The sequence below is a fragment of the Kineococcus xinjiangensis genome (assembly GCF_002934625.1).
Classification (GTDB): domain Bacteria; phylum Actinomycetota; class Actinomycetes; order Actinomycetales; family Kineococcaceae; genus Kineococcus_A; species Kineococcus_A xinjiangensis.
Genome location: NZ_PTJD01000004.1, coordinates 98,106 through 124,771, shown reverse-complemented (window position 1 = coordinate 124,771; position 26,666 = coordinate 98,106). Strand labels below are relative to the sequence as shown.

Genomic DNA, 26,666 nt, shown 5'->3' with positions numbered 1-26,666 from the left:
CCCGGCGGGTGGTCCGCCGGGGGCTGTCGTGTGCTGTGACCGCGGGGCGTGCCCGCTGTCAGCGTGGGGGTGTCAGTGGTCGACGGCCTTCTCGGCGCCGGCCCCGGTGAGGGAGCGGACCTCCATCTCGGCGGCGCGCAGCTCCGCGCCGCGCTCCTTGGAGGTGACCGAGCCGAGCCAGCCCAGGAAGAAGCCGAGCGGGATGCTGATGATGCCCGGGTTCTCCAGGGGGAACCAGGAGAAGTCGACGTTCGTGTCGGTGATCATCGACAGGCTCGCCCCGGTGGCCGGGTCGGTCTTCCCGGAGACGACCGGGGAGAAGGCGATCAGCGTGATGCAGGAGATGAGCCCGCCGTAGATGCTCCACAGCGCCCCGCGGGTGGTGAAGCGGGGCCAGAAGAGCGAGTAGAGGATCGTCGGCAGGTTGGCGCTGGCCGCCACCGCGAACGCCAGGGCCACCAGGAAGGCGATGTTCTGCCCCTTGGCGAAGATGCCGCCGACGATGGCCACGGCGCCGATGACGACGACGGTGATGCGGGCGACCCGCACCTCGGCGTCGGGGTTCACCTGACCGCGCTTGATCACGCTGGCGTAGATGTCGTGGGCGAAGGACGCGCTGGCGGTGATCGCGAGACCGGCGACGACCGCGAGGATCGTCGCGAAGGCCACCGCCGCGATGATCCCGAGCAGGACCTCGCCGCCGAGCTGGTAGGCCAGCAGCGGCGCCGCGGAGTTCGCCTTGCCCGGCGCCGCGAGGATCGTCTCCCGGCCCACGAGGGCGCCGGCGCCGTAGCCCAGCACCAGGGTGAACAGGTAGAAGAACCCGATGATCCAGATGGCCCAGACGACGCTGGTGCGGGCCTCGCGCGAGGTCGGCACCGTGTAGAAGCGCATGAGCACGTGGGGCAGGCCCGCGGTGCCCAGCACGAGGGCGAGCGAGAGGGAGATGAAGTTCAGCTTCGTCAGTGCCGAGGCGCCGTACTGCGCGCCCGGGCCGAGCATGGCCTCGCCGGCGTTGCCCTCGCGGGCCACGGCGGCGCCGAGCAGCTCGGACAGGTTGAAGCCGTACTGCGCGAGCACCAGCACCGTCATGAGGCCGGCGCCGGCGACGAGCAGGATCGCCTTGATGATCTGGACCCAGGTGGTGCCCTTCATGCCGCCGATGAGCACGTACATGATCATCAGGGCGCCCACGACGGTGATCGTGATGTTCTGGCCGGCGGTGCTCGTCACGCCGAGCAGCAGCGCGACGAGGCCGCCGGCGCCCGCCATCTGCGCGAGCAGGTAGAAGAAGCAGACGATGAGCGTGGAGCAGGCCGCGGCCATGCGCACCGGGCGCTCCTGCAGCCGGAAGCTGAGGACGTCGGCCATGGTGAAGCGGCCGGTGTTGCGCAGCAGCTCCGCCACCAGCAGCAGCGCCACGAGCCACGCCACGAGGAAGCCGATGGAGTACAGGAAGCCGTCGTAGCCGTAGATCGCGATGGCCCCGGCGATGCCGAGGAAGCTCGCGGCCGAGAGGTAGTCGCCGGCGATGGCCGTGCCGTTCTGGCCGCCGGTGAAGGAGCGACCGCCCGCGTAGAAGTCGGCGGCGCTGGTGTTGTTGCGGCTGGCCTTGATGACGATGGCCATCGTGACGGCCACGAAGGCGCCGAAGATGGCGATGTTGACGACCGGGTTGCCGATGTCGGCGGCGGGGGCGGCTGCCGCGCCGAGCCCTGCGATCACTTGTGGCCTCCTTCGCCGACGTGGCCGCTGAGGGGGCCGTGGCTCTCGACGCGCTCGCGGAGCGCGGTGGCGGCGGGGTCGAACTTCTTGTTCGCCCAGCTCACGTAGAGCGTGGTGATGATGAAGGTCGACAGGAACTGGCCGAGGCCCATGAGCAGGCCGACGGTGATGTTGCCGAACACCTTCGTGCTCATGAAGTCAGAGGCGTAGGCGGCCAGCAGGACGTACGTGAAGTACCAGACCAGGAACAGGGCGGCCATGGGGAAGACGAAGCGGCGGAACCGGGTGCGCAGCTCCGCGAAGTCGGGACTGTCCTGCACCTGCTGGTAGGGCGTTCGCACCGCGGAGCCGGCAGCTGCCGTGCTCCCGTGCGCGTTGGGCTCCCCCGCTGGGGGAGGCGTGCCGTGCGTGGTCATCGCAGACCTCCTCGTCCGCTCGCCGGCCGCTCGGGACGCGGCCGCGATCAAGTGGCTGGCCACACAGTAGCCACTGCTCTCCTTTGTACCCTCTTCACAGGACTTCCACGGCTGGTGGCGTGTCGCCGGAGGACTTCCCGCTGGGAAGTGGCTGTCACCGCGCTCACCGGAGGATCGTCGACCGAGCACCGCTTTCCGGGCCGCTTCGGCGGTTGCTCCGGACGGGGGACCGCGCCGACGGGCGAAGTTGAACCGCGTCCCCGCGGCCGGTTACTGTGCATCCACCATCCAGAGCGGCCGAGAGTCCTGGCTCGACGACGCCGCAGCAACCCCCCGAGGAATCGGGTGAGGGTGCTACCGCCAGGTGCGATGGAGCTGAGATGAACTGCACCTGCCCCGCCGCCGGCCGCGCCTGCCCGCGCGAGGTCCGGCCGTGAGCGTCGCGCGCCTGCTGACCGCCGGCGGGCGGCCCACGGTCTCCTTCGAGCTCTTCCCGCCCCGCACCCCCGCCGCGACCGAGTCGCTGCACCGGACCGTCGAGGCGCTGAGCGGCATCGGCCCGGACTTCCTCTCCGTCACCTACGGGGCCTCCGGCTCGACCCGCGAGACGAGCCGCGACCTCGTGCGCCACGTCCTGTCCACCACCCCCGTTCCCGTGGTCGCGCACCTGACGTGCGTGGGCGCCTCCCGGGCCCAGGTCATCGAGACGGCCACGGAGTTCCTCGACGTGGGCGTGCGCAGCTTCCTCGCGCTGCGCGGCGACCCGCCGGCCGGCCGCCCCGACTGGCAGCCGCACCCGGACGGCGTCGCCCGCGCCTGCGACCTCGTGGAGCTGCTGCAGGTCGTCGAGCGCCGCCACCGCGCGCAGCGCCGCCCCGGCCGCCCCGTCGACGACGGCCCGCTGAGCATCGCCGTGGCCGCGTTCCCCGCGGCCGCGCCGGCGCCGTCGGGACCCGACGACGTCGAGGTGCTGCTGGCGAAGCAGCGTGCGGGCGCGGACTTCGCGATCACGCAGGTCTTCTACGACGCCCGCGACTACGTCCGCTTCGCCGACCGCGCCCGCGCCGCGGGGGTCACCATCCCCCTGCTGCCGGGGATCATCCCCCTGACCGACCCGGGGAGGCTGCTGCGCCTGCAGGGCCTCACCGGGGTGCCGGTGCCCCGGGAGCTGCTGGCCCGCCTGGAGTCCGCGGCCGACGGCGGGGAGCGGGCCGTGCACGCCGAGGGCATCCGCGCCAGCGTCGAGCTCGCCCGCCGGATCCTCGACGCCGGCGCTCCGGGCCTGCACGTCTACACGTTCAACAAGCACCACGCAGCACTTGACCTGCTCGAGGGCGTACACCTCGGCGGCGGGGCCCCGACGGCTCCCGACCTGGCCAGCCGGCCGTGGGTCTCGGCTCCTCACCACGACATGCTGCGCTCCGCGCAGCACTGAAGGGGACGACCATGACGCACGACGCGACGCAACTGCCCACCACGATCCTGGGCTACCCCCGCATCGGCCCGCGCCGGGAGCTGAAGAAGGCCCTGGAGGCGCTGTGGGCGGGCCGCGCCACCCAGGAGGAGACCGAGGCCGCGGCCGTCGAGCTGCGCGCCCGCACCCGCCGCCGCCTCAACGCCCTCGGCCTGCGCGCCCACGACGCCTCCATCCCGTCGGCCGCCTCCTACTACGACCAGGTCCTCGACGCGGCCGTGGCCGTCGGTGCCGTGCCGCCGCGCTTCGCCGACGTGGTCGGCCAGGACGGGCGCGTGGACCTCGTGGGCTACTCCACGATCGCCCGCGGCCGCGGCGAGGACGCGCCGCTGGAGATGACGAAGTGGTTCGACACGAACTACCACTACCTCGTCCCCGAGATCGGCCCGGACACGCAGTTCCGCTTCGCCGACGACCGCGCCGTGCGGGAGTTCCGCGAGGCGCTGGAGGACGGCTTCCTCACCCGCCCGGTGCTCGTCGGCCCGGTGACGTTCCTGCTGCTGAGCAAGCCCGCCGACGGCAGCCCCGAGGGCTTCTCCCCGCTGCAGCGCCTCGCCGACCTCGTCCCCGTCTACGCGCAGATCCTGCGCGCGCTCGCCGAGGCCGGCGCCACCTGGGTCCAGCTCGACGAGCCGGGCCTGGTGTCCGACACCCTCACCGCCGCCGACGCCAAGGCGATCCACGCCGCGGTGCAGGAGACCTACGCCGCGCTGACCGCCGTGGAGGGCCGTCCGGCCCTGCTCGTCGCGGCGCCCTACGGCGACCTGGGCGAGTTCCTGCCGACGCTGGCCGCCACCGACGTCGAGGCGCTCGCCCTCGACCTCGTCAAGGGCGCCGTGCCCTCCGCGCCGGTCGCCGGCCTGGAGACCAAGGCCGTCCTCGGCGGCGTCATCGACGGCCACAACATCTGGCGCACCGACCTGGTCCAGGCGCTCGGCAAGCTCGAGGCGCTGCGCCCGCTGGCCGCGTCCGTCGCGGCCGGCACCTCCACCTCCCTCCTCCACGTCCCGCACGACGTCGAGGACGAGCCGAACCTGCCCGCGCAGCTGAAGGGCTGGCTGGCGTTCGCGGACCAGAAGGTCGCCGAGGTCGTCACCCTCGCCGCCGCGCTGGAGGACCCCGCCACCGCCGCCGACGCGCTGGAGGCGTCCGCCCGGGCCCGCCGCGAGCGGCTGGAGGCCCCCGGCGTCGTGCGCCCGGAGGTCCGCGAGCGGCTCGCCGGCCTCACCCCGGCCGACGCCCGCCGCAGCGACTACGACGTGCGTCGCGCCGCGCAGGACGCGGTGCTCGCCCTGCCGCCGCTGCCGACGACGACCATCGGGTCGTTCCCGCAGACGGGGGAGATCCGCCGCGCCCGCGCCGCCTGGGCCAAGGGCGAGCTGTCCGACGCCGACTACGTGGCGGCCATGCGCGCCGAGATCGACCGCGTCGTCGCGCTGCAGGAGGAGCTCGGCCTCGACGTGCTCGTGCACGGCGAGCCGGAGCGCAACGACATGGTGCAGTACTTCGCGGAGCTGCTGGACGGCTTCGCCGTCACGCAGAACGGCTGGGTGCAGTCCTACGGCTCCCGCTGCGTGCGCCCGCCGATCCTGTGGGGCGACGTGACCCGCCCGGCGCCGATGACGGTGGAGTGGGCCACCTACGCCGCCTCCCGCAGCGCCAAGCCCGTCAAGGGCATGCTCACCGGCCCGGTGACGATCCTCGCCTGGTCGTTCGTGCGCGACGACCAGCCCCTCGGCGACACCGCCCGCCAGGTCGCGCTGGCGCTGCGCGACGAGATCGCCGACCTCGAGGCCGCGGGCATCGGCGTCGTGCAGGTCGACGAGCCCGCCCTGCGGGAGCTGCTGCCGCTGAAGGCCGTCGACCAGAAGGCGTACCTGGACTGGTCGGTGGAGTCCTTCCGCCTCGCCACCGCCGGCGCCGCCGACGCCACCCAGATCCACACCCACCTCTGCTACTCGGAGTTCGGTGAGGTCATCGGGGCGATCGACGGGCTCGACGCGGACGTGACGAGCATCGAGGCGGCCCGCTCGCGGATGGAGGTCGTCCCGCAGATCGCGCAGGCAGGCTTCTCCCGCGGCATCGGCCCGGGCGTGTACGACATCCACTCCCCGCGCGTGCCGAGCGCCGAGGAGATCGAGGAGCTGCTGAACATCGCGGTCGGGTCCATCTCCCCGCGCCACCTCTGGGTGAACCCCGACTGCGGCCTGAAGACCCGCGGCTACGCCGAGACCGAGGCGTCGCTGCGCAACCTCCTCGCCGCCACGCGCGCCGTGCGCGGCTCGCTGGCGGAGGGCGCGGACGCGCACTGACGCTGCCGGCTCCTCCGGGAGCCGCGTCGTGACGGCGCCCCGGTCGCGGTTCTGCGACCGGGGCGCCGTGCGCGTCCGGGCGCCCGTCCGGAGGATCACGGCCGGGGTCCGACAACCGGGTGCCCGGCGGGGAGGCTGGTGAGCTGGCAGGCTGGGAGGAGCGACCTGGCGGTGCCCGATCCGCCTGCGACCCCCGGGAGCACGTCATCCGCCTTTCAACGAGCAACGGGCTGATCGCCGTCGTGCTGTGCCTGTCCCTCACCACGTCCGCGTGCACTGCTGCGGGGGTCGGGGATCCTGCAGCACCCGACGTGGGGCAGCGGCCCGCCACGTCCTCCGCGCAGGCAGCGGTGTCCGCGGCCCAGCACAGCCGGCCTGACGGACGCAGTGCGGTGCTGGGTGTGACCACCGCTCCCGAGGCGGCCGTCGCGCTCAGCGCACACCTGCTCAGCAGCAGCCACCGCGTCGTCGTGGCCGCCGACGAACCGGCGGCGCTGGAGCGCGGCGCCGCGGTGGCCGCCGGCCTCGCGGCTCCGCTGCTGCTGCCGGCGCCGGCGACGGCCGCGGAGGTCCAGCGGCTGGGCGCTCAGGAGGTCCTGACCGTCGGTCAGGCAGCCGCACGGTGGGCGCGCGAGACGTTCCCCGACGGCGACGGCCCACGGGTGCGGGAGGCGGGAGACCCTCGCCCCGCCTCGGCGAGGCGGGCGAGCGACACGGTCGTCCTCCTCACGGGCGCGGCGTGGGAGAGCGCGGCCGCGGCCACGGCCCGAGCCGTCGGAGCGCAGGTGCTGACCGTGCCGACGGGCGACCCGCGCGCCCACGCCGCCGTCGTCGACGCCCTGCACGCCGCCGGTCCGCAGCACGTGGTGGGGCTGGGATCCGCCTTCGCCGCGCCGGAGCTCTTCGCCGAGCGTGTCGAGGTGGCGCTCACCGGGGTGCAGGTACCCGGCGGCGGCCAGCTGCCGCTGGCGCAGCGGCGGCTGATCGCCCTGTACGGGCATCCGGGAACTCCGAGCCTGGGTGTGCTGGGCGAGCAGCCGCTGCAGGCCGCGCTCGCGCGCGCCCGGGAGTTCGCCGGCCGCTACGACGGTCTGGGTGGGCTGCCGGCGGTGCCCACGCTGGAGATCATCACGACGGTGGCGTCGGACTCGCCGGGTGCGGACGGCGACTACTCCAACGAGGCGGACCCGGCCGAGCTGAAGCCCTGGGTGGACGCGGCCGAGCAGGCGGGCATCGCCGTCATCCTGGACCTGCAGCCCGGCCGCAGCGACTTCCTCGCCCAGGCGAAGCGGTACGAGTCGCTGCTGGCGCGCCCGCACGTGGGTCTCGCACTGGACCCCGAGTGGAAGCTGCGGCCGGACCAGAGACCGTTGCGGCAGATCGGTGCGGTGAGCGCGGCGGAGGTGAACGGCGTCGGCGACTGGCTGGCACAGCTCGTCCGCGAGAACGACCTGCCCCAGAAGGTCTTCCTCCTCCACCAGTTCCGCACGTCCATGGTGCCCGACCGGGACCTCGTGAACACTGCCCGCGACGAGCTGGTCACCGTGGTCCACGCCGACGGTCACGGGACACCGGCCATGAAGCACGCCACCTACCGCGCCCTGACCGCCGGCGGTCCGCCCGGCCTGGTGTGGGGGTGGAAGAACTTCCTCGACGAGGACGACCCGACGCTCTCGCCGGGCGAGACCGTCGCGGTGGATCCCTCGCCGGTGTTCATCTCCTACCAGTGACCCCGGCGCCAGGGCCGGGAGCAGTGGGCCGGGCTCTGCTTCGAGCACTCCCCGCAGCGCGAGGCGATGGTCTTCTCGGCGGTCACCCGAGGCATCTCCGACGACGCCGACGCCCTGGTCGTCGAGGGCGGCCGGTGCACCTGCGCCTGCTGCGGACCGGCCGGGCCCACGCCGTCCACCACTGCCTCGACGGCTCCGCGTGGCACGTCGTCCGCCTCGGAAGCGTCACGGCTTCTCTGCCGTCTTCGGACGGGTCGCGGCTCCAGTCGGGCCGCGGTGATCGCGGCGTAGTGGGCGGCGACCGCGAGAACCGCGCCGCCGCGGCCCTGCGCGAAGGAGACCGCCCGCCGTGGTTCAGTCCGGCGCGCCCCCGCCGGCCGGGTCGGGGCGCGGTTCGGCGAGCACGCAGAACTCGTTGCCCTCGGGGTCGGCCAGCACCACCCACGGCCGCCGGCCCTGCCCGACGTCGCGACGACGCGCACCCGCGTCCAGCAGGGTGGTCACCACCGCGTGCTGCCCGGTGCCCTCGCGGGCGCCGGGCACGGGGGACGGTGCGACGTCGAGGTGCCAGCGGTTCTTGCCCGTGCGCTGCGCCGGGGAGTGCACGAACTCCAGGTAAGGGCCGCTGCGGCCGCAGCGCAGGGCGGCGGCACGGCGGTCGTCGCGCACGACGTCCCACCCGCTGGCCAGCGACCAGAACCGGGCGAGGCGGCGGGGGTCGTGCGCCTGCACCACCACCGCCGCCACCGCACCGGTGCCCTCGTACTCGGGGCGGGCGTCGAGCACGCAGAACTCATTGCCCTCGGGGTCGGCCAGCACCACCCAGGGGGCGCTGCCCTGCCCGACGTCGACGCGGCGGGCCCCCGCGTGCAGCAGGAACTCCACCGTCCCCCGCTGGGCGGCGGGGGAGTCGCTGTCGAGGTCGAGGTGGAGCCGGTTGGGGCCCGTCTTCGGGTCGCGGACCCGCACGAACACCAGTGGCAGGCCGGGAAGCCCCTCGGGGGGTGCGATCTCCGCTTCCTCGTCGTGCGCGGCGACGCTGCGCCACTGCAGGGCGGAGGCCCACCACGCCGCCAGGCCCCGCGGGTCGGCGGCGTCGACGACCACCTGCCGCAGGCAGGACGAGGCCCCGCCGCGCACGCCCGCTCCTCAGGCTCCGCGGCCGGTCTGCTGCTGCAGTTCGTCGATCAGCTTGGAGGCGTCGGCCTTGGTGAGGTCCTCGGGGACCTCGCGCCCGGCCTCGCGGGCCAGCGTCTCCAGGTAGCTGCGCTGCGGGCCGGTCATCGGCTCGTCGCCGGTGGCCCAGTCGTCGGGGTCCTTGGCGGCCGTCGTGGTGTCGGCCGTCGTCGTGGTGCTGTCCTGGTCGTCGGCGGTGTCCTGGTCGTCGCGGGTGTTCGCGTCGGTCATGGCCGTGACGCTACGACGGGCCTCCGACACGCGCTCGCCGAGCGCGGGTCACCGCCCCGGGGCCAGGGCCGCCAGGACCGCCGCGGAGGCGGGCTCCAGGGCCGCGACGTCCTCCGGCGCGACCCCGACCGCGCGCAGGCAGGCGTCCGCCAAGGCGAGCGGGGTGCCCTCCCCGGCCAGGGAGCGCTGCTGGATGACGCTCTCGACCACCGCCATCGGTACCGCGGCGGCCACCGGGTCGTCCAGCGCGGCCCCGGCCCGCTCGGGCGCCGCGGCGCGGGCGAGGGTGCGGTAGGCCGAGACCAGCCTCTCCCGGCGCGCCCAGAACCCGGCGTGCTGCTCCGCCCGCGCCTCGGGGAGCAGGTAGAGCGCGCCGACGTTCCACCGGCTGCGCCCCAGCAGGTCCGCGTCGAAGCGGGCCAGGGCGTGCAGGCGCACCGCGGGGGAGGCGAGCGCCTCCGCGGCGGCGACCAGGCGCTCGGCCAGGTCCAGCGAGGGGCGCACGGTGGCGTCGAGCAGCTCGGCGAGGAGCTCGTCCTTGCCGGCGAAGTGGTAGTAGAGGGTGGCCTGCCGCACCCCGGCCGCCTCCCCGAGCGCACGGGTGGACGTCCGCGTGAACCCCAGGGTCGTGAAGAGCTCGGCCGCGGCGTCGAGGATGTCCTCGCGCGTGGAGCCGGTGCTGCCGCGGCGGGCGCCCGAGGCGGCCCGCGGCCTGCCGGTGCGGGGGGTGCGCGACGGCGTGCCGGCGGGGTCCGCGCCGTCGCCCCGGTCTCCGCCCACGGGCGCATCCTCGCACCGGCGGGCGGCGCGGGCGCCCGCCTGTTTCGGCGCTGTTTCGCGTCGGGTGCCCGCCGACACGAGGAGTTCACGACCGCGGAATCCCCGTGACACGGCCGGGGAGGACCGTGAACGCACTTCCTGTCAGATGACAGGAAGTGCCTCCGGAGCGGACGCGACCGCCGGCAGGCCCACGCCCGAGGAGTCCGCCATGACCACCGCAGCTCCACCCCCCGCAGCGCCCCCGTCGGCTCCCCGGCGCCCGGGCCACGCCGACGACCAGCACCTCGTGCGCTTCGGCTACCGCCCCCAGCTGCGCCGCGACGTCGGCAGCTACGCGTCCTTCGCCGCCGGGTTCTCCTTCGTCTCCATCCTCACGACCGTCTTCCAGCTCTTCGCCTTCGGCTACGGCTTCGCCGGCCCGATCGTGTCCTGGACCTGGCTGATCGTCCTCGGCGGCCAGCTCACCGTCGCCCTGACCTTCGCCGAGCTCGTGGCGCGCTACCCGCTCTCCGGCGCCATCTACCAGTGGTCCACGCGCCTGGCCGGCCCGCGCCTCGGCTGGTACACCGGCTGGACGATGATCATCGCCCAGGTCATCACGTTCGCGGCGGCAGCCATCGCGCTGCAGGGCGTGCTGCCCGCCATCTGGAGCGGGTTCCAGGTCGTCGGGGGCGACCCGGCGCTCGGCACCCCCAGCGGCGCCACCAACGCCGTGGTCCTCGCCACCGCCCTCGTCCTCCTCACCACCGCCATCAGCGTCATCGGGGTGCGGCTGACCGCCGTCGTCACCAGCGTCGGCGTGACCCTGGAGATCATCGGGGTGGCGGCCGTCATCGTCCTGCTGCTCCTCAACGTCGAGCGCGGCCCCGGAGTCGTCCTCGACGTCGACGGCGCCGGCTTCGACCCCACGTTCGGCGCGTTCCTGGCCTCCGGGCTGATGGCCGCCTACGTCCTGGTGGGCTTCAACAGCGCCGCGGAACTGGCGGAGGAGACCACCGACCCCCGCCGCACCGCGCCGCGCACCATCCTGCGGGCGGTGCTGGCCTCCGGCCTCGGCGGTGGACTGCTGCTGCTGGCCGGCCTGATGGCCGCTCCCAGCCTCGACGACGGGCGGCTGGCCACCGAGGGGCTGCCGTACGTCCTCACCAGCCAGCTCGGCCCCGTCGGCGGGCGCATCCTGCTGGCCGACGTCGCGATCGCGGTCCTCGTCTGCGCGCTGGCCATCCAGACCGCCGCGGCCCGGATGGTGTTCTCGATGGCCCGCGACGGCCAGCTGCCCGCCGCCCGGGTCCTCGGGGCGGTCTCGCCGCGCACCGGCACCCCCGTGGTCCCCTCGATCCTCATCGGCCTCGGCGGGATCCTCGTGCTCGTCGTCAACATCGGCCAGCCCGGCCTGTTCACGGCCCTCACCAGCGTCTGCATCGTGATGATCTACCTGGCCTACCTGATGGTCACCGCCCCGATGCTCCTGCAGCGCCTGCGGCGGCCGGGTGAGTTCGCCGCCGGTCACGACGGGTTCTTCTCCCTCGGCCGCTGGGGCCTGCCCGTCAACGCGGTGGCCGTCGCCTACGGCGCCGCGATGGTCGTCAACCTCGCCTGGCCCCGCGAGGCCGTCTACGACCCCGCCGGCGACAGCCCGCTGCTGCGCTGGTCCGCCGTCCTCGTCGTCCTCGCCGTCGTGGCCGCCGGCGTCGTGGCCCGCGCCGCCGTCCGCCGCTCCGTCCCCGCGACCGCCGCCCCCGGCGTGTCCGTCCCCACCCCCGCCACCTCCCAGGAGGGCGCTGCCCGATGAGCAGTTCCACCGCCACCACCGCCGCCGCCCGTGCGCACGCCCGCGCCCAGGAGGGCGCCACGGCCGCCTCCCGCCCCTTCGTCCCGCCCGGCACCTGGCCGCACCCGCGGACCGGCTCGGCGGCCGACGTCCCACCGGACCGGCTCGTGTGGGCCGAGGCGCTGGGCGCCGGAGCCGCCACCAGCGCAGTCCTCGCCCGCGGCACGAGGGTCCAGCTCACCGACGTCGACGGCGGCGCCTGCGCCCACGTGGTGCTGCTGCGCGCCGACGCCCCCTGGGAGCGGCTCAACGTCGCCGACACCGTCAAGGTGCTGTGGCAGGCCTACCTCGGCGCCGGCCACGTCCTGCTGAGCGACCAGGGGCGCGCCCTGGCGACCGTCGTGGAGGACACCTCCGGGCACCACGACGTCCTCTGCGGCGCGTCCGCCGGCCGGCTGTTCACCACCGCCGCCGCCAAGCACGGCCTCGGCGAGCGCGACGTCCCGCCGAGCGCGACGTTCTTCCAGGGCGTGCGGGTCGCCGACGACGGCAGCCTCTCCGCACCGGTGAACGCCGGCCCGGGCCGCAGCGTCGCCCTGCGCCTGGAACTGCCCGCGATCGTCCTGCTCGCGAACTCCCCGCACCCGCTGGCGGACCCCGCCACCGCCACCACGGGAACTCTGCACGTCCTGGCGTGGCCCGGTGGGGCCACCCGGCCGGGGGACCCGCAGTGGACGTCCAGCCCGGAGGCGCGCCGCGCCTACGAGAACACCCGCACCGACTGCCTCGCCAGGGGGACCGCATGAGCACGACCAGCCCCGCCACCACCGCCCCGACCCGGCGCCCCGCCGAGGTGGCGCTCGTCGCGGGCGAGGTCGTCCTCGACGAGGTCGTGCCCGCCCGCGCCGGCTGGTCCGCGGTCGTGGCCGCCGGTGACGTCCTCACCATCGTCGACACCGAGGGCAACCAGGCCGTGGACTGCCTGCTGTACGCCGCCTCCGACACCGCGGAGCGCTACAGCGCCCCCGACACCATCGCCGCGCAGCGCAACGTGTTCCTCACCACCGGCAGCGTGCTGCGCTCCAACCGGGGCAGGGCGCTGATGACCGTCGTCGCCGACGAGGTCGGCCGGCACGACACCCTCGGCGGCGCCTGCAGCCGCGAGTCGAACTCCCTGCGCTACGGCTTCCACACCCAGCACCAGCACGCCTGCGTGGAGAACTTCCTCGCCGAGGGCGCGCGGTGGGGGCTGGGCAAGCGGGACCTGGTGAGCAACGTCAACTGGTACATGAACGTGCCCGTCGACCCCGACGGCAGCCTCGGCATCGTCGACGGGATCTCCGCGCCCGGCCTGCGCCTCGCCCTGCGCGCCGAGGTGGACACCCTGGTGCTCGTCTCCAACTGCCCGCAGGTCAACAACCCCTGCAACGGCTTCGACCCCACCCCGGTCCGCATGGTCGTCACCCGGCCCTGACCCGCCCGAACCCCACCGCTGGAAGGACCGGAACGTGCCCGAAACCCTGCTCGTCGCCAACCGGGGCGAGATCGCCCGCCGCATCCTGCGGACCGCACGGGCCATGGGCCTGCGCACCGCGGCCGTCTTCTCCGACGCCGACCGCGGCGCCCCCCACGTGCGGGAGGCCGACACGGCGTTCCACCTGGGGCCGTCGCCGGTGCGGGAGAGCTACCTCGCCGTGGACCGCCTCCTCGCGGCGGTCGAGGCGACGGGCGCGTGGGCCGTCCACCCCGGGTACGGCTTCCTCTCGGAGGACGCCGCCTTCGCGCGGGCCGTCGAGGCCGCCGGCGCCCGCTTCGTCGGCCCGGCGCCGGAGCACCTGGAGGCCTTCGGCGCCAAGCACACCGCGCGCCGCCTTGCCCGCGCCGCGGGGCTGCCGATGTCGGCGGGCACGGAACTGCTGGCGGACCTCGACGAGGCCGTGGCCGCCGCGGAGACCATCGGATACCCCGTCATCCTCAAGGCCACCGGTGGTGGCGGCGGGATCGGGATGCGGGCCTGCTGGAACGCCGACGAGCTGCGCGCCGCCTTCGAGTCGGTGCAGCGCACCGCGTCGGCGAGCTTCGCCTCGACCGGGGTGTTCCTCGAGCGGTTCGTCGAGCACGCCCGCCACCTGGAGGTGCAGGTCTTCGGCGACGGCGCCGGGCGCGTCCTCGTCCTCGGGGACCGGGACTGCACGCTGCAGCGGCGCAACCAGAAGGTGGTCGAGGAGGCCCCGGCCCCCAACCTGCCCGACGCGCTGCGCGAGCAGGTGCACGCCGCCGCGCGCAGGCTCGGGGAGTCGGTGTCCTACCGCTCCGCGGGGACGGTGGAACTCGTCTACGACGCCGACCGGGGCGAGACGTCGTTCCTGGAGGTCAACGCGCGCCTGCAGGTCGAGCACCCCGTCACCGAGGCCGTCCTCGGCATCGACCTCGTGGAGTGGATGCTGCGGCTGGCGCAGGGCGACGCGGGCATGTTCGACCGGCCCGCCCCCGCACCCCGCGGTCACGCCGTCGAGGCGCGGGTCTACGCCGAGGACCCGGCACGCGGCTACCGCCCCGGCACCGGAACCGCCAGCCGCGTGCAGTGGCCCGCGGGTGAGGGGATCCGCGTGGACACGTGGGTGGAGACCGGCACCGAGGTCACCGGGAACTACGACCCCATGCTCGCCAAGGTGGTCGCCCACGCCGGCGACCGCGCCACCGCCTTCGCCCGCCTCACGGAGGCGCTCGACGCCACCCGCGTCGACGGGCTCGACACGAACCTCGGGCAGCTCCGCGCCCTCGGAAGCGCCCCCGAGATCGCCGCGGCCGAGCACACGACGAAGACGCTGGAGCGGGTCGTCGACCCCTCCCCGCGCATCGAGGTCCTGCGGCCGGGGACGCTGACGACCGTGCAGGACTGGCCGGGACGGCTCGGCCTGTGGCAGGTCGGGGTCCCGCCGTCGGGGCCGATGGACGACCGCTCCTTCCGGCTGGGCAACCTCGCGCTCGGCAACCCCGAGGGTGCGCCCGGTCTGGAGTGCACCCTCGCCGGGCCTGCCCTGCGGTTCTCCGCCGCCGCGACCGTGTGCATCACCGGGGCCGCCGCGCCCGCCACCGTCGACGGGCGGCCCGTCCCGATGTGGGAGCCCGTCGCCGTCCTGCCGGGGCAGGTCCTCGACGTCGGCGCGGCCCCCGGCCCGGGGCTGCGGACCTACGTCCTCGTCGCCGGCGGCCTCGACGTGCCCGCCTACCTGGACAGCGCGGCGACGTTCACCCTCGGCGGGTTCGGCGGGCACGCCGGGCGGACGCTCGTCACCGGTGACGTGCTGCGCCCGGCCGGCGGCACCACCGGCCCCACTGGCGTCGTCCCCGCCGGGGACCGGCCGCTGCTGGGGGCGGAGTGGGAGCTGCGCGTCACCGAGGGCCCGCACGCCGCACCGGAGTTCTTCACCCGCGCCGACGTGGAGACGCTGTACGCCTCCGAGTACCTGGTCCACTTCAACTCCTCCCGCACCGGCGTCCGCCTGGTCGGCCCGAAGCCCGCGTGGGCCCGCCCCGACGGCGGCGAGGCCGGTCTGCACCCCAGCAACATCCACGACACCCCGTACTCGGTCGGGGCGCTGGACTTCACCGGCGACACCCCGATCCTGCTGGGCCCCGACGGGCCGAGCCTCGGGGGTTTCGTGTGCCCCGTCACGGTCGTCACCGGGGAGCGCTGGAAGCTCGGTCAGCTGCGCCCCGGCGACGCGGTGCGGTTCGTGCCGGTGCGCGCCGCGGAGGCACCGGCCCTGCGCTCCCTGCGCGGCGCGCCGCGGCTCACCGGCCGCGGTGACGGCGACGACGGGGTGCTGGCCCGCCGCCCCGGGACCGGTGACGCGCCCGAGGTGACGTACCGGCGCTCCGGGGACGACAACGTGCTCGTCGAGTACGGCCCCATGGTCCTCGACCTTGGGCTGCGTGCCCGCGTGCACGCCCTGTCGGAGCGCCTGGCCTCGGAGGGGCTGGCGGGCGTCGTGGACGTCACGCCCGGCATCCGCTCCCTCCAGGTCCACGTCGACCCCGAGGTCCTCGACCCCCGCCGCCTCCTCGGCGCCCTGCAGGCCGTCGAGGACGACCTGCCCGCCGTGGCCGACCTGGAGGTGCCCAGCCGGCACGTCCGCCTGCCCCTGTCGTGGGACGACCCCGCCACCCGTGAGGCCATCGCCCGCTACATGGCCGGTGTGCGCGACGACGCCCCCTGGTGCCCGTGGAACATCGAGTTCATCCGCCGCGCCAACGGCCTCGACTCCGTCGACGACGTGCACCGGGTCGTCTTCGACGCCGAGTACCTCGTCCTCGGCCTCGGGGACGTCTACCTCGGGGCGCCCGTCGCCACCCCGCTCGACCCGCGCCACCGCCTGCGCACCACGAAGTACAACCCGGCCCGCACCTGGACCCCCGAGAACGCCGTCGGCCTCGGCGGTGCCTACCTCTGCATCTACGGCATGGAGGGTCCCGGCGGGTACCAGTTCGTGGGCCGCACCACACAGGTCTGGACCCGCTACCCCAAGGGCCACCAGCCGCGCGAGCCGTGGCACCTGCGCTTCTTCGACCGCATCTCCTGGTACCCCGTCGGTGCGGAGGAACTGCTCGACCTGCGCGCCGACGTCGCGGCGGGCAGGGCGCGCCACGACGCGACGGACGGGGTGTTCCGGATGCGGGAGCACCAGGAGTTCCTGCGGGCCAACGCCTCCTCGATCTCGGCGTTCCAGGCGCACCAGGACGCCGCGTTCGGGGTGGAGCGCGCCGCGTGGGAGGCGGCGGGGGAGTTCGACCCCCGGCCCGAACCCGAGGCCGTCGCCGAGGGCGGCTCCTACGACCTGCCCGACGGCGCCGTGCTGCTGGAAGCGCCGTTCACGTCCAGCGTCTGGCGCGTCGACGTCCGCCCCGGCGACCGCATCGGCGCCGGCTCGCCCCTGCTCGCCCTGGAGGCCATGAAGATGGAGACGGTGCTCAGCGCCCACGCCGACGTCGAGGTGACCGACGTGCTCGTGGCGCCCGGCCGCCAGGTCGCTCCCGGGACCCCGCTGATGGTGCTGCGCGAGGTGGCCGCGTGAGCGCCGCCGCCGACGTCCTGACGGGCACCAGCTCCGCCCGGGTCCTCGCCGCGTACGAGGCGCTGGCCGCCTCCGGCCGCCCCGAGGTGTGGATCACCGTCCGGGACCGGGCGGGGGCCCTCGCCGAGGCGGCACGGGTCGACGAGCGCGTCGCGGCGGGGGAGGACCTGCCGCTGGCCGGGACCGTCTTCGCCGTCAAGGACAACGTCGACGTCGCCGGGATGCCCACGACGGCGGCCTGCCCCGGCTACGAGCGCACCGTCCTCCGCTCGGCCACCGCCGTGCAGCGCCTCGTCGACGCCGGCGCCGTCGTCGTCGGGAAGACGAACCTGGACCAGTTCGCCACCGGTCTCGTCGGCACCCGCAGCCCCTACGGCGCGGTGCGCGACGCCGAGCGGCCGGACCGGATCTCCGGCGGGTCCAGCTCGGGCTCGGCCGTCGCCGTGGCGCTGGGCGTCGTGGACTTCGCCCTGGGCACCGACACCGCCGGCTCCGGCCGGGTGCCGGCGGCGCTGCAGGGCGTGGTGGGGCTCAAGCCGACCGTGGGACTGGTGCCGGTCACGGGCGTGGTGCCCGCGTGCCGCTCCTTCGACTGCGTCACGGCCTTCACCCCCGATGTGGCGCTCGCCCGCAGGGTGCTGGCGGTGATGGCGGGGCCCGACCCGGCGGACCCCACGAGCCGTCCCCGGCCCGCCTCGGCCCCGCTGGCCGCACCCGCCGCCGTGCGGGTGGGGGTGGTGGCGGCGACGGCGCTGCCCCAGCTGTCCCCGGCCGCCCGCGCCGCCTACGCCGCGGCGGTCACCCGCGCCCTCGCGGCCGGCGCGGTGGCGGTGCCGGTGGACCCCGAGCCGTTCCTCGCGGCGGGCCGCCTGCTCTACGGCGGCGCCTTCGTCGCGGAGCGCTACGCCGCCGTCGGCGAGGCCCTGGAGTCGCAGGTGGCGGGCCTCGACCCCGTCGTGGCGGGGATCGTCGGCGCCGCCCGGGACGTGACGGCCGCCCGGTACGTGCGGGACCGGGAGCGGCTGGACGCCCTGCGCGCGGAGACGGCGGCGGTGTTCGCCGGGATCGACGTGCTGCTGCTGCCCACCACCACCGGGCATCCGCTCGTCGCCGACGTCGCCGCCGACCCGGTGGGGGTCAACGCCGCCCTCGGGACGTTCACGACGTTCACGAACCTCCTCGACCTCGCCGCCGTCGCGGTGCCGGCGGGCCGCGCCGACGGCGGGCACGTCGGCGTCACCGTCATGGCCCCCGCGTTCGGCGACCACGTCGCGGCCGACGTCGCCGAGCGCATCGCCCTCGGCGGGGTCGCCGCGCTGCGCCCCGCGGACCCCGCCGCGCCGCAGGCGGCCACGGGGGACGGGCTGCCGCTGTTCGTCGTCGGCGCCCACCTGCGCGGGCAGCCGCTCGAGCACGAGCTCGCGGGCGCCGGGGCTCGCTGGCTGGGCCCGGTGGCCACCGCGGCGCGGTACGAGCTGCACGCGCTGGAGACCGTCCCGCCGAAGCCGGGCCTGCGGCGGGTCCGCTCCGGCGGCGCGCAGGTGCCGGGGGAGCTGTGGGAGGTGCCCGCCGCGCGGCTCGGGGCGTTCCTGGCCGCACTGCCGCCGCCGATGGCGCTCGGGCCGGTGCTGCTGGCCGACGGCCGGCGGGTGACGGGGTTCCTCGCCGAGCCCCTCGCCTTCGAGGACGCCGTCGACATCACCGCAGCCGGGGGCTGGCGGGCGCACCTGCGGGGAGACGGGCCGCCGGTGATCCCGCGCGGATAGGCTCGGGCGATGGAGTTCCGCCGCATCGCAGGCCTGCCGCCCTACGTCTTCACCATCATCGACGGGCTCAAGCGGGAGGCCCGGCGAGCCGGCCGCGACGTGGTGGACCTCGGCTTCGGCAATCCCGACATCCCCTCCCCGGACATCGCGGTGGAGAAGCTGGCCGAGGCGGCGCGCAACTCCCGCAACCACCGCTACTCCGCCAGCCGCGGCATCCCCAAGCTGCGCGAGGCCGCGGCGGCCCTCTACCGCCGGCAGTGGGGCGTGGAGCTGGACCCGGAGAGCGAGGTCATCTACACCATCGGGGCCAAGGAGGGGTTCAGCCACCTCATGTGGGTGCTGCTGCAGCCCGGCGACGCCGCCCTCGTCCCCTCCCCGTCGTACCCCATCCACATCTGGGGCCCCTACTTCGCCGGGGCGGACGCGCGGCAGGTGCCGATCGGCTCCGGCGAGGGCGGCGGGGCCGCCTACATCGACGGGGTCATCGAGACGTGGGAGCGCGGCTGGCCCCGCCCCCGCGTCGTCGTCTGCTCCTTCCCGCACAACCCCACCACCGCCACGGTCGAGCTCGCCGACCTGCAGCGGCTGGTGGACTGGGCGCGGGAGCGTGACGTCGTGCTCGTCCACGACTTCGCCTACGCCGACGTCGCCTTCGACGGCTGGCGCCCGCCCTCGATCCTGCAGTGCGAGGGCGCGAAGGACTGCGCCGTGGAGCTGTACTCGATGACGAAGTCGTTCTCCATGGCCGGCTGGCGGGTGGCGTTCCTCGCCGGCAACCGCGAGGTCGTCGCGGCCCTGGCCAAGCTCAAGAGCTACCTGGACTACGGCACGTTCCAGCCGGTGCAGATCGCCGCGACGGTCACCATGAACGAGGCGGCGGACTACCCGGCGGAGGTCAACGCCGTCTACGAGTCGCGGCGCAACGCCCTCATCGACGGCCTCGCGCGCATCGGCTGGGAGGTCGAGAAGCCGCGGGGGACGATGTTCGCGTGGGCGCCGATCCCCGAGCAGTACCGCGACCTCGGCTCCATCGACTTCGCGAAGCTGCTCGTCACCGACGCCGACGTCGCCGTCTCGCCGGGCGTGGGTTTCGGGCCGGAGGGCGACTCCTTCGTGCGCTTCGCGCTCATCGAGAACGAGCAGCGCATCGCCCAGGGCATCCGGCAGATCCGGGCGGGGCTGCCGCTGCTGCGCGGCTGAGGCGGCCGCACGACCGCGGTGACGTGCGGGGGCGGGCCGGCCGGCGTCGGGGGAGGCCCGACGTCGCCACCCTGCCGGGCTTCACCGCCGCGAGCCTGGTGCTCAGCGTCGCGCCCGGCCCGGCAGCCTCAGGACGGCCCGGCGACCGGCTCCACGGCCCACGCGCGCCCGCCCTCCACCCGCACCACCCGGCTGCAGGTGCGGGCCAGCTCCGGGTCGTGGGTGACGAGCACGGTGATCCGGTCCTCGCGCCCGACCGCGACCAGCTCAGCGATGGCGGCGCGCGCGGTGGTGTCCAGCGCGGAGGTCCCCTCGTCGACGAGCAGCACCCCGGCGCGGCGGTGCAGCGCCCTGGCGACGGCCACCCGCTGGCGCTCGCCCCCCGACAGCATCCGCCCGTCCTCGCCGACGGTCCGGCCCTCGAGCCGGTCGATGACCGGCTGCAGGCCGACGGCGCGCACGACCTCCGCCACCCGCGGATCCTGCGCCGAGCGCCCCGACAGGTCCAGCGTGATGTTGGTCAGCACGTCGGAGTCGAGCAGGTGGACGTGCTGCGGCACCATCGCCACCTGCGCGGCCCACTCCGCGCCGAGCTCCTCCAGCGGGCGCCCGTCCGCGCTCACCGAGCCGGCGGCCGGTGCCAGGGCCCCCGCGAGGACGTCCACGAGGGTCGACTTGCCCGCGCCGTTGGGCCCCACCACGGCGACCACGTCACCGCGGTGCAGGTCCAGGTCGACGTCGCGCAGCACCGTGCGGCCCGTCTCCGGCACCGTGACGCCCACCCCCCGCAGGGAGATCCGCTCCGGCGCGGGGCCCGCCCCGCGGCCCCGCCCGCCCGCGCGCAGCAGGCCCTCGTCCGCGAGGACGGTCTCCACCGCCGGGGCGGAGAGGGCGACGGAGTGCACCAGGCCGACCAGCCCGATGAGGGAGGGCAGCACCCGCAGCGCCGCGTAGGCGAACAGCCCCAGCGTCGGCAGGACGGCCGCCGCGTCGCCGCGGACCGTGGCCAGCCCGGCGTAGCCGACGACGAAGAGGACCAGCACCGTCTCGGCCGCCAGGCGCGGCACGCCCCGGATCACCTCCTCGGCGCCACCGGCCCGCGCGATGCGGCGCCGCACGTCGCCGAAGCGGCGGCTGAAGTCCTCCGAGCGTCCGGCCATCCGGATCTCCCCGGCCAGGTCGAGGGTCTCCGTGGCCGTGCGCAGGCTCTCCGCCAGCGACGCCTCGACCACCTCGCCGAGGCGTCGCACCGGGCGGCGGACGAGGTGGGAGACGAACCAGAGCAGCGGCGCGAAGACGAGGCCCGCGACCAGGGTCGCCACCGGCGAGGTCGCCGCCATCACGGCGACGATGCCCACGATCCGCAGGACGCTGCCGAGGGCCAGCACCGACGGCAGCAGGCACTCCTCCACGACCGTCATCACCGTGTCGTGCACGTTGCGCACCAGCTGGGCGCGGCCCCGGCGGCGCAGCTCCCGCGGGGGCAGGGACAGGTAGCCGCCCAGCAGCTCCTGCTCCAGCTCGGCGCCCGCGCCGTAGCAGAGGCGGTACAGCACCGAGTCGTGCAGCACCACCGTGGCGGCCCGCACCACGAAGACGCCGACCACGCACGCCGCGAACACCCCGAGGTCGTCCCCGGTGGTGGTGAAGGTCCCCAGCAGCGGCAGCGTGACGGTTCCCGAGGCCAGCAGGCTGACGAGGGCGAACACGAGCGCCGCCGCCAGCGCCTCCATGGCGCTGGTCAGCACCACCAGCAGGGAGAGCAGGTACCAGCGGGCCCGGTGCCGGCCGAACAGCCGCCGCAACCGGCGCACCGTCTGCGTCAACGCTTGCTCCTTCGTTCGGGTGAGTCCGCCGCGAAGTCACCGACAGGTCATGGACGGCCGCTTACCGTCGTCAAGAGATGCCTGCCGTGCGCCGATGGAGTTCCCCATGATGTTGAGGTCCCGACCCGCGGATGTCCACGCGCAGTGGAGCAGCGGTCGGGTGCTCGTGCCGCCGTTTCCCGCGCTCAGTCACCTGACCGCAGCAGCGGCGGCGGCGCACCCGGACGACGAGGCCCTCGTCGCCCGCCGTGACGACGGCTCCGCGCTGCGCTGGACGTACCGGGAGCTGGAGGCGGAGGTCGCCCGGCGCGCCGGGGCGCTGCGCGCCGCCGGGATCGGCGCCGGTGACGCCGTGCTGCTGGTGGCCTCCCGCGTCCCCGCGCTCGTCCCGGCACTGCTGGCCGTGCTGCGGGTGGGAGCGGCGTACGTGCCCGTCGACCCCGCCGCGCCCGGCGCCCACTGGCGCACGGTCGCCGCGGGGGTGGGCGCCCGCGCCCTGCTCGGCCCCGCCGCGGCGCTGCCCAAGGCCGCCGGGGCGCTGCCGGCCGGCACCGCCCTCCTCGACGTGGACGCCCCGCCCGCCGCCGGCCACCAGGACGCCGACCCCGAGCCCGGCCCCGTCGCCGACGGGTCCGCGACGGCGTACGTGCTGTTCACCTCCGGCAGCACCGGCACCCCCAAGGGCGTCGTGGTCAGCCACGGCAACGTCGTGCACCGCATCGCCTCCTACCTCGCCCTCACCGAGGGCCCGTGCCGCTACCTGCTGCACAGCTCCCTCTGCTTCGACGGCTCCGTCGGGGGCATGTTCTCCACCCTCGCCCGCGGCGGCACCCTCGTCCTCGTCCCGGACGCCGTGGCGGGGGACCCCGGGCTGGTGGCCCCGGTGGTGCGCGAGGAGCGCATCACCCACCTCGAGCCCGTCCCGTCCTGGTACGCGGCCCTGCTCGAGCTCGCCGGCCCCGCCGACCTGGAGTCGGTGCGCGCCGTCATCCTCGGCGGCGAGGTCCTCCCGCCGGAGCTGGTGACCGCCTCCCGCCGCGCCGTGCCGCGGGCCCGGCTCTTCAACGACTACGGCCCCACCGAGGTCACGGTCGCCGCGACCGTGTTCGAGGTCGACGGCACCTGGACGGGCGGCGACGTCCCCATCGGCCGCCCGCACGCCAACACCTCGCTCGCCGTCCTCGACGACGAGCTGCGTCCCGTGCCCGCCGGCGAGGCGGGGGAGCTGTGGGTGGGCGGGCCCTGCGTCGCCCAGGGCTACGCGGGGCTGCCCGAGCACCCCTCCTTCCAGCGCGACCCCGACACCGGTGAGCGCTGGTACCGCACCGGAGACCTGGTGCGCTGGGACGGCGACGGGCTGCTGCACTTCTGCGGGCGGCGCGACCGCCAGGTCAAGATCCGCGGCCAGCGCGTGGAGCCGGAGGAGGTCGAGGCCGTCCTCGGCGGCCTGCCCGGCGTCGCGACCGCCGCGGTCGAGGTCGACCGCTCCGGCGCCGAGGCCCGGCTCGTGGCCTACGTCGCCCCCCTGCCCACGGCCGTCCTCACCCCCGCCGCCGTCGCCGAGGCGCTCGCCGCGCGGCTGGCCCCGCACCTGCGCCCGGGTGCCGTGGTCGTCCTGCCCGAGCTGCCCCTCACCGCCGGCGGCAAGGTCGACCGCCGCGCCCTGCCCGCCGCCCCGCGCGGCGGAGGCACCGGGGAGGCCCCGCGCGACGACCTCGAGCGCGCGGTGGCGGCGGCGTTCTCCGTCGTCCTGGGCGCCGGCAGCGGCGCCGTCGACCGCGACACCGACTTCTTCGCCGCGGGCGGGCAGAGCCTCGGCGCCGCGCGCGTCGTGGCCCGGCTGCGCAGCGCCCTCGGGCTCGACGTCACCGTGGCCGACCTGGCCGCGCAGCGCACTCCCGCGACGCTCGCCGCCGCGCTGCGCGAGCGCCCGCAGGCCGCGCCCGAGCCGCCCCTGGCCCGCCGCCCCCGCCCGGCCGGGCAGGTGTGGCGGGTGCCCGCCACCCCGCGCCAGGAGTCCTTCTGGCACCTCGAGCACGTCCCCGGAGGCCGGGGCCGCTCCAACCTCGTCGAGATCCTCACCTTCCCGGCCGGCACGGACCCCGCGCTGCTGCGGCGGGTCGTCCGGGCGCTGGTCCAGCGGCACGCCGCGCTGCGGACCGCGTTCGACCTGGAGGAGGACCTGGTCCAGGTCGTGCACCCGCACGCCGAGCCCCGGTTCGCGGACCTGCCGGCCGCCGCGGACGCCGCGGGCCTGGACGCCCTCGCCGACGCCTTCGGTGCCGAGCCGTTCGACCTGTCCGCGGCGCCGCTGCTGCGGGCGGGCCTGGTCGCCGGCACCGGCGGCGCGGGACCCGCCCTCGTCCTCGTCGTCCACCACGCCGTCGCCGACGGCTGGAGCCTGGGGCTGATGCTGGAGGAGCTGACCGCCCTCGTGCGCGCAGGCGGCGACGCTCAGGACCTGCCCGAGCCGGCGGTGGAGTACGCCGACCTGGCCGAGTGGACCGCCCAGCGCCCCTCCGCACGGGCCGAGGCCGCCGTCGCGCACCTGACGCCCCTGCTCCTGCGCGGCGCCGAGACCGGTGGGCGGATGCTGCCCTTCGACCGGCCGCCGGCCGTGCGGGCCGACGCCTCCGCCCAGGTGGTCGCCACGGCGCTGCCCGCCGCCGCGATGGACCGGGTGACGGCGCTCGCGAGGTCGCTGGGCACCACCGCCTACGCGGTGCTGGCCGCCTCCCTGGGGGCGCTGCTGGCGCGCTCGTCCGGGTGCTCCGAGGTGGTGCTGACCGGGCCGTCGTCCGGGCGCGGGGAGCCGGCGCTGGACCGCGTCGTCGGGTGTTGCATCAACACCCGCGTGCTGCCGGTGGACGTCTCCGGGACGCCGACCTTCGCCGACCTGGTGGGCCGGGTCGCAGCCGCCGCCGCCGAGGGCGAGGCGCACGCGTGGCTGCCGCTGGAGCTGGCACTGCGCCCGCTGCCGGAGGGCGTGCGCGCCACCGTCGGGCCGGTGCTGCTCAACCTCCTCGACCCCTCTCCCGCGGACCTGCGCGTCCCCGGCGGCGACGTGCGGCGGCGCAGCCGCCCGAGCGCGATGGCGTACTCGGAGCTCGACCTGTACCTGGAGCACCGCGACGGCGGCCTGGCCGTGGAGGCCGTGCACTCCGGGCGGCTCGACGGCGCCACCGTCGACCTGCTCCTGCAGCGCTGGTTCCACCTGCTCGCCGCCGCGCTCGACGCGCCCGCGCAGCCCGTCGCGGACCTGCCCCTGCTCACCCCGGCCGAGGCCGGCTGGCTGGACCGGGTGGAGGGCGCACCCGGGGAGCCGGCGCCAGGCAGCGTGCTGGCGCAGCTGCGGGCCCGCACGGCGGAGGACCCGCGGGCGGTGGGCATCGTCGACGGGTCCGGGCCCTGGACCCGTGCGCAGCTGTGGGCGCGCGCCGGGGCCGTCGCCGCGCTGCTGGCCGGGCGCGGCGTCACCGCCGGCAGCACCGTCGTGCTGGAGCTGGACGAGACCGCGGACGCCGTCGCCGCACTGGTCGCCTGCTGGCGCCTGGGCGCGGTGCCCGTGCCGATCGGCCTGAACCAGCCGGAGCGGCGCGTGGAGGCCGTCGCGGCCTCCGCCGGTGCCGTGCTGGTCGTGGACGCGGACGTCCTCGCGGACGCCGCGGGCGCCGCGGAGTGGCCGGACGCGCCCGCCGGCACCCCGGAGGCCGCCGCCTACGTCCTCTACACCTCCGGCAGCACGGGGGAGCCGAAGGGCGTCGTCGTCGGCCACCCGGCCCTGGCCGCCTCGACGACGGCCCGCCTGCGCGCCTACCCGCAACGGCCCGGGGTGGCCCTGCTCGCGCACGACCTCGCCTTCGACGCGGGGATCGGCATCCTGGCCTGGTACCTGTGGACGGGCGGCACGGTGGTGATGTGCCGCCACGACGAGCGCCTCGACGCGCAGCGCCTCGCCGACCTCGTCGAGCGCCACCGGGTGGGGCAGCTCGACATCGTGCCGTCGCACTACCGGCTGCTCCTCGACCTGGCGGCTCCCGGGCAGCTCGCCGGGCTGGAGCTCGTGACCCTCGGCGGGGAGGCGTGCCACCCGTCGCTGGTCCGGGCGCACCGGGCGCTGCTGCCCGGCACCGCCCTCGTCAACGAGTACGGCCCCACGGAGAGCACCGTGTGGGCCCTCGCCCACACCTGCACGGCCGCCGACGAGGCGGTTCCCCGCGTCTCCGTCGGCACGCCCATCGCCGGCGTCCGCGCGCGGGTGGCCGACGAGGCCGGGCACCGCCTGCCGCCCGGGGCGGAGGGCGAGCTGCTGCTGGCCGGCCACCTGCTGGCCGACGGCTACCTCGGCGACGCGGCCCTCACCGCGCAGCGCTTCGTGGAGGTCGAGGGCCGGCGCTGGTACCGCACGGGCGACCGGGCCCGCTGGAGCCCGCAGGGCGAGGTGGACCTCGTCGGGCGCAGCGACTCCCAGCTGAAGGTGCGCGGCTACCGGATCGAGCCCGGTGAGGTGGAGGTGGCGCTGGAGTGGCTGGACGGCGTGGCCCGCGCCGCGGTGGACGCCGTCGACCTCGGGGCGGGGGACCCCGTCCTCGCCGGCTGGGTGGAGCTGACGCCCGAGGCGGCCGCTGCCGGCGGGCACACCCCGGCGCGGTTGCGCGAGCGCCTGCTCGCGGTGCTGCCGGAGTGGATGGTGCCGAGCGTCCTGCTCGTCGTGGCGGAGATGCCCGAGACCACTGCGGGGAAGATCGCCCGCGACCGGCTGCCGCGCACCTTCGCGCTGGACGGCGCGCTGGAGGGCGGCAGCCCGCCCGCCACGCCGACCGAGGAGCGCCTGGCCGAGCTCTGGGCGGAGCTGCTGGGGCGCCCCGCGCCCGTCGACCGCTCGTTCTTCGCGCTGGGCGGGCACTCGCTGCTCGCGGCCCGGATGGTGGCCCGGGTGCGTGCCGAGCTCCATCCCGGCCTGGAGCTGCAGGACGTGCTCGCGGCACCCCGCATCCGGGACGTGGCGGCGCTGGTCGACGCCGCGGCGGCGAGCGGTGCCACCCCGGGGGCGGCGGCACCGCTGCAGGTGGACGCGATGGACGCGGCCCAGGTCGAGGAGGCGCTGGCGCGCCTGGACGAGCTGAGCGCGGACGACGTGGAGGCCCTGCTGGCCCGGCTGGGCGAGCTGTGAGCGCCCCC

The 26,666-nt window shown here is 75.9% G+C and carries 16 protein-coding genes and 1 riboswitch; of the genes, 10 read left to right on the top strand and 6 right to left on the bottom strand.

Translation table 11 applies throughout. The features are described from left to right. Nucleotides 1-72: 72 nt before the first annotated feature. Both CLV92_RS07080 and CLV92_RS07075 read right to left on the bottom strand, forming a co-directional pair. A complete protein-coding gene (locus tag CLV92_RS07080) occupies nucleotides 73-1,629 on the bottom strand; it encodes a solute symporter family protein (RefSeq protein WP_211290969.1) in 1,557 nt (518 codons plus the stop codon). A 92-nt stretch (nucleotides 1,630-1,721) separates the two neighbouring features. After that, the gene (locus CLV92_RS07075; protein WP_104432116.1) at nucleotides 1,722-2,141 is read right to left on the bottom strand and encodes a DUF485 domain-containing protein; all 420 of its coding nucleotides are present in this window, start codon (nucleotides 2,139-2,141) and stop codon (nucleotides 1,722-1,724) included. 281 nt (nucleotides 2,142-2,422) lie between these two features. Continuing rightward, nucleotides 2,423-2,517: riboswitch (SAM riboswitch) on the top strand. A gap of 57 nt (nucleotides 2,518-2,574) precedes the next feature. Here CLV92_RS07075 and CLV92_RS07070 point away from each other — a divergent pair. From CLV92_RS07070 to CLV92_RS07060, 3 genes are all read left to right on the top strand, one after another. Beyond that, nucleotides 2,575-3,576 (top strand): methylenetetrahydrofolate reductase, encoded by a 1,002-nt coding sequence (locus CLV92_RS07070; protein ID WP_211290940.1) that lies wholly within the window; start codon nucleotides 2,575-2,577, stop codon nucleotides 3,574-3,576. Nucleotides 3,577-3,587: 11 nt separating this feature from the next. After that, complete coding sequence (gene metE, locus CLV92_RS07065) at nucleotides 3,588-5,927, top strand: 5-methyltetrahydropteroyltriglutamate--homocysteine S-methyltransferase (protein WP_104432114.1); 2,340 nt, start codon at nucleotides 3,588-3,590, stop codon at nucleotides 5,925-5,927. 401 nt (nucleotides 5,928-6,328) lie between these two features. After that, the gene (locus CLV92_RS07060; protein ID WP_104432113.1) at nucleotides 6,329-7,657 is read left to right on the top strand and encodes a hypothetical protein; all 1,329 of its coding nucleotides are present in this window, start codon (nucleotides 6,329-6,331) and stop codon (nucleotides 7,655-7,657) included. 354 nt (nucleotides 7,658-8,011) lie between these two features. Here the strand turns inward: CLV92_RS07060 and CLV92_RS07050 are convergent, their stop codons facing one another. The 3 genes from CLV92_RS07050 to CLV92_RS07040 are packed head-to-tail and all read right to left on the bottom strand — an operon-like array spanning nucleotide 8,012 to nucleotide 9,844. Then, nucleotides 8,012-8,797, bottom strand: coding sequence for a VOC family protein (locus CLV92_RS07050; protein ID WP_158257161.1), 786 nt, complete (start codon nucleotides 8,795-8,797; stop codon nucleotides 8,012-8,014). A 9-nt stretch (nucleotides 8,798-8,806) separates the two neighbouring features. Continuing rightward, nucleotides 8,807-9,064 carry a DUF3072 domain-containing protein gene (locus CLV92_RS07045; RefSeq protein WP_104432111.1) on the bottom strand — a complete coding sequence of 86 codons (258 nt, stop codon included), beginning with the start codon at nucleotides 9,062-9,064 and terminating at the stop codon, nucleotides 8,807-8,809. Nucleotides 9,065-9,112: 48 nt separating this feature from the next. After that, entirely contained in the window at nucleotides 9,113-9,844 is a 732-nt protein-coding gene (locus CLV92_RS07040) for a TetR/AcrR family transcriptional regulator (RefSeq protein ID WP_104432110.1), read from the bottom strand. A 208-nt stretch (nucleotides 9,845-10,052) separates the two neighbouring features. On the opposite strand from CLV92_RS07040, the gene CLV92_RS07035 reads away from it, so the two are divergent. From CLV92_RS07035 to CLV92_RS07010, 6 genes are read left to right on the top strand one after another with little or no spacing between them, the layout of a single operon-like run. After that, nucleotides 10,053-11,636 (top strand): amino acid permease, encoded by a 1,584-nt coding sequence (locus CLV92_RS07035; RefSeq protein ID WP_104432109.1) that lies wholly within the window; start codon nucleotides 10,053-10,055, stop codon nucleotides 11,634-11,636. Next, nucleotides 11,633-12,421, top strand: a complete 789-nt coding sequence (locus CLV92_RS07030) for a DUF1989 domain-containing protein (protein ID WP_104432108.1) — start codon at nucleotides 11,633-11,635, stop codon at nucleotides 12,419-12,421. Before CLV92_RS07035 ends, CLV92_RS07030 begins: the two co-directional genes overlap by 4 nt. Next, entirely contained in the window at nucleotides 12,418-13,089 is a 672-nt protein-coding gene (locus CLV92_RS07025; protein WP_104432107.1) for an urea amidolyase associated protein UAAP2, read from the top strand. The genes CLV92_RS07030 and CLV92_RS07025 overlap by 4 nt, the downstream gene beginning before the upstream one ends. Nucleotides 13,090-13,123: 34 nt before the next feature. After that, complete coding sequence (uca, locus tag CLV92_RS07020; RefSeq protein ID WP_104432106.1) at nucleotides 13,124-16,693, top strand: urea carboxylase; 3,570 nt, start codon at nucleotides 13,124-13,126, stop codon at nucleotides 16,691-16,693. Beyond that, a complete protein-coding gene (atzF, locus tag CLV92_RS07015) occupies nucleotides 16,690-18,459 on the top strand; it encodes an allophanate hydrolase (protein ID WP_245886524.1) in 1,770 nt (589 codons plus the stop codon). Before uca ends, atzF begins: the two co-directional genes overlap by 4 nt. 9 nt (nucleotides 18,460-18,468) lie before the next feature. Continuing rightward, on the top strand, nucleotides 18,469-19,659 hold the full coding sequence (locus CLV92_RS07010; RefSeq protein WP_104432105.1) for an aminotransferase class I/II-fold pyridoxal phosphate-dependent enzyme: 1,191 nt from the start codon (nucleotides 18,469-18,471) through the stop codon (nucleotides 19,657-19,659). 128 nt (nucleotides 19,660-19,787) lie between these two features. Here CLV92_RS07010 and CLV92_RS07005 read toward each other — a convergent pair whose 3' ends face one another. After that, nucleotides 19,788-21,485: an ATP-binding cassette domain-containing protein gene (locus CLV92_RS07005; protein WP_146099444.1), complete on the bottom strand. Its 1,698-nt coding sequence runs from the start codon at nucleotides 21,483-21,485 to the stop codon at nucleotides 19,788-19,790. A gap of 160 nt (nucleotides 21,486-21,645) precedes the next feature. On the opposite strand from CLV92_RS07005, the gene CLV92_RS07000 reads away from it, so the two are divergent. Then, nucleotides 21,646-26,658: a non-ribosomal peptide synthetase gene (locus tag CLV92_RS07000; protein ID WP_158257160.1), complete on the top strand. Its 5,013-nt coding sequence runs from the start codon at nucleotides 21,646-21,648 to the stop codon at nucleotides 26,656-26,658. Nucleotides 26,659-26,666 lie beyond the last annotated feature (8 nt).